Here is a 456-nt window from a genome sequence, read left to right as displayed (position 1 = left end):
CCGATCCTGATACTTGGGCGTACCGCGACCCCACCCGGCAGACCCAAGAACACTCCAAGTATCAACTTCCGCCGGAAACCGGGTCCCCGAAACGACCGATCCTGATACCTGGACGCTCCGGCGCACGCCCCGACCGGGCTCAGCGCCCCAGGAAAGCGACAGGCTCAGCGCCCCATGAACCAGACCCGCTGCTGACGTTCACGCGTCGATGGACTCGCGGCTCAGCCTGTCGCTGGAGCTCATGATGAACTCGCGGCGCGGCGCCACCTCGCTGCCCATCAGCAGCTCGAAGGTGCGGATCGCGGCATCCGCCGCCTCGGCGTCCTCGATGGTCACGCGACGCAGCAGACGTCCCTGCTTGTCCATGGTCGTGGTCGCCAGCTGATCGGCATCCATCTCACCGAGACCCTTGTATCGCTGGATCGGATCCTGCCAGCGCTTGCCCGCCTTCTGCAG

1 pseudogene (only partly in view) is annotated in these 456 nt (G+C 66.0%); it reads right to left on the bottom strand.

Going from position 1 to position 456, the window contains the following annotated elements:
* Positions 1 to 198: 198 nt before the first annotated feature.
* A pseudogene (locus BGN97_RS04240) lies at positions 199 to 456 on the bottom strand (DNA topoisomerase IV subunit B); it runs 1,828 nt beyond the window's last position.

This window comes from Microbacterium sp. 69-10 (genome assembly GCF_001897945.1).
Classification (GTDB): domain Bacteria; phylum Actinomycetota; class Actinomycetes; order Actinomycetales; family Microbacteriaceae; genus Microbacterium.
Note: the sequence above shows the minus strand (reverse complement) of the source record. Positions and strands in the feature narration are given on the sequence as shown.